The sequence below is a fragment of the Variovorax sp. PDC80 genome (assembly GCF_900115375.1).
Lineage (GTDB): Bacteria > Pseudomonadota > Gammaproteobacteria > Burkholderiales > Burkholderiaceae_C > Variovorax.
On the sequence record NZ_FOWG01000033.1, the window covers coordinates 1 to 2874 of the forward strand.

The following is a 2874-nucleotide window of genomic DNA, read 5'->3' on the forward strand; positions in this document are numbered from 1 at the left end:
GATGACGTTGAGCAGGCCGAAGATGACGGCCAGCCCGAGGCTCAGGATGGCATAGAAGGAGCCGTTGACCAGCCCCAGGAGGAGCTGGCTCAACAAGGCGGGAAGGGAAATGGTCATAGGGGATTCAGCAGGCGCGGGCCCGAGCGGGTCCGCGGGGGTCGGTCATTTCCAGAGCGCGCACTTGCTCTCGGCCTTGGTCGTGAAGACCTGGTCGCCCGGCAGCTTGGCCACGACCTTGTAGTAGTCCCAGGGCTGGCGCGACTCGGACGGCGCCTTGACCTGCATCAGGTACATGTCGTGCACGAAGCGGCCGTCGGCACGCACTGTGCCCTTCGCGTAGAAGTCGTCGATGGGCATCTTCTTGATCTGCTCCATCACCTTGTCGGCATCGGTGGTCTTGGCCGCCTGCACCGCCTTCAGGTAGGTCATGGTGGCCGAGTAGTCGGCGGCCTGGATGTCGGTGGGCATGCGCTTGGTCTTGTCGAAGAACTTGCGGCCGAAGGCGCGCGTGCGTTCGTCGAGGTTCCAGTCCCAGCTGGTGGTGAGCAGCAGACCCTCGGTGTTCTTCAGGCCCAGGCTGTGGATGTCGGTGATGAACACCAGCAGGCCGGCCATCTTCATCGACTTGGTGATGCCGAATTCCTTGGCCGCCTTGATCGCGTTGATGGTGTCGCCGCCAGCATTGGCAAGACCCAGGATCTGCGCCTTGGAGTTCTGCGCCTGCAGCAGGAAGGACGAGAAGTCGGACGCATTGAGCGGATGCTTGACGCCGCCCACCACGGTGCCGCCCTTCTCCTTCACCACCTTCGCGGTGTCGGCCTCGAGCGCGGCGCCGAAGGCGTAGTCGGCGGTCAGGAAGAACCAGTTCTTGCCGCCCTGCTCCACCACGGCGCCGCCGGTGCCCTTGGCGAGCGCGACGGTGTCGTAGGCGTAGTGCACGGTGTAGGGGCTGCACTGCTCGTTGGTGAGCGCCGAGGTGCCGGCGCCGTTGACCACGAACACGCGCTTCTTCTCCTGCGCCACCTTGGCCATCGCGAGACCCGTGCCCGAGTTGGTGCCGCCGAACAGCATGGTCAGGCCCTGCGTGTCGATCCACTCGCGGGCCTTCGAGGCCGCGATGTCGGCCTTGTTCTGGTGGTCGGCGGTCAGCAGTTCGATCGGCAGGCCGTTGACCTTGCCGCCGAAGTCGTCGATGGCCATCTGGATCGCCACCGCGCCATTCTTGCCCTCCACGTCGGCGTAGAGACTGGACATGTCGGTGACGAAACCGATCTTGACCTTGTCCTGCGCCTGGGCGGCGCCCGCCGCCACGAAGGCAGTGGCGAGCAGACAGGCGGAAGCGATGGCGCTGCGTTTCATGGTGGTGATCCTCGTGGTGGTCTCGTGTTCTTCGGCGGGGCGGTCTCAGGCGCTCGTCACTTCCAGAGCGCGCACTTGGTTTCGGCCTTGGTCGTGAAGACCTGGTCGCCCGGCAGGGTCTTGAGCACCTTCAGGTAGTCCCAGGGCTTCTTCGACTCGGCCGGCGACTTCGCTTCCACCAGGTACATGTCGTGGATGAAGCTGCCGTCGGCGCGGATCTGGCCCTTGCCGTAGAAGTCGTCGATCTTCATGCTCTTGAGCTGCGCCATCACCTTGTCGGAATCGGTGGTCTTGGCAGCGGCCACGGCCTTCAGGTAGGTCATCGTGGCCGAGTAGTCGGCGGCCTGCACGTCGGTCGGCATGCGCTTGGTCTTCTCGAAGAAGCGGTTGGCGAACTTGCGCGTGTCGTCGTTGAGGTCCCAGTACCAGCTCGTGGTGTGCAGCAGGCCTTCGGTGTTCTTGAGACCCAGGCTGTGGATGTCGCTGAGGAACACCAGCAGGCCGGCGGTCTTCATCGACTTGTTGATGCCGAATTCCTTCGCGGCCTTGATCGCGTTGATCGTGTCGCCGCCGGCATTGGCCAGGCCCAGGATCTGCGCCTTGGAGTTCTGCGCCTGCAGCAGGAAGGACGAGAAGTCCGAAGCGTTGAGCGGATGGCGCACCGAGCCCACCACCGAGCCGCCCTTCTCCTTCACCACCTTGGTGGTGTCGGCTTCGAGCGCATGGCCGAAGGCGTAGTCGGCGGTCAGGAAGAACCAGCTCTTGCCGCCGCGATCGACCACCGCCGCGCCCGTGCCCTTGGCCAGCGCGACCGTGTCGTAGGCGTAGTGGATGGTGTAGGGGCTGCACTGCTCGTTGGTCAGCACCGAGCTGCCCGCGCCGTTGTTGAAGTACACGCGCTTCTTCTCCTCGGCCACCTTGGCCGTGGCCAGCGCCACGCCCGAGTTGGTGCCGCCGAAGACCATGGTCACGCCGGCGGTGTCGATCCATTCGCGCGCCTTCGAGGCGGCGATGTCGGCCTTGTTCTGGTGGTCGGCCGTCAGCAGCTCGATCGGCTGGCCCAGCACCTTGCCGCCGAAGTCGTCGATGGCCATCTGGATGGCGGTGGCGCCACCCTTGCCTTCGAGGTCGGCGTACAGGCTCGACAGGTCGGTGACGAAGCCGATCTTGACCTTTTCCTGGGCCTGCGCGCCGGTGGCTGCGAGGGCGAGGACGGCGATGGCACCAGCGATGAGGCCGAGTTTCTTTTGCATGCGAAGTCTCCTGAAAGAATCTTTGTGAGATGAGGACGGGAACGTCGGGGTCTTGTGGACGGGAGGGGAAAAAGGTTCAGACGCCCAGCAGCTCGTTGAGCACCGGCATCTTGGCTTCGAGTTCCGCGGCGCCGAATTTCTCGACGATGCGGCCGTGCTCCATCACATAGAAGCGATCGGCCAGCGGCGCCGCGAAGCGGAAGTTCTGCTCCACCATCACGATGGTGTAGCCCTTGGAACGCAAGGTCGTGATCATTCGCGC

The 2874-nt window shown here is 64.4% G+C and carries 2 protein-coding genes and 2 pseudogenes; all 4 read right to left on the reverse strand.

The features are described 5' to 3' along the window. A pseudogene (locus BM109_RS41080) lies at positions 1-117 on the reverse strand (branched-chain amino acid ABC transporter permease); the annotation flags it as partial. A 45-nt stretch (positions 118-162) separates the two neighbouring features. Next, positions 163-1359: an ABC transporter substrate-binding protein gene (locus BM109_RS40505; RefSeq protein ID WP_093356153.1), complete on the reverse strand. Its 1197-nt coding sequence runs from the start codon at positions 1357-1359 to the stop codon at positions 163-165. Positions 1360-1415: 56 nt separating this feature from the next. Beyond that, on the reverse strand, positions 1416-2612 hold the full coding sequence (locus BM109_RS40510) for an ABC transporter substrate-binding protein (RefSeq protein ID WP_093356156.1): 1197 nt from the start codon (positions 2610-2612) through the stop codon (positions 1416-1418). Between the two features lie 76 nt (positions 2613-2688). Further along, a pseudogene (locus tag BM109_RS40515) lies at positions 2689-2874 on the reverse strand (ABC transporter ATP-binding protein); the annotation flags it as partial.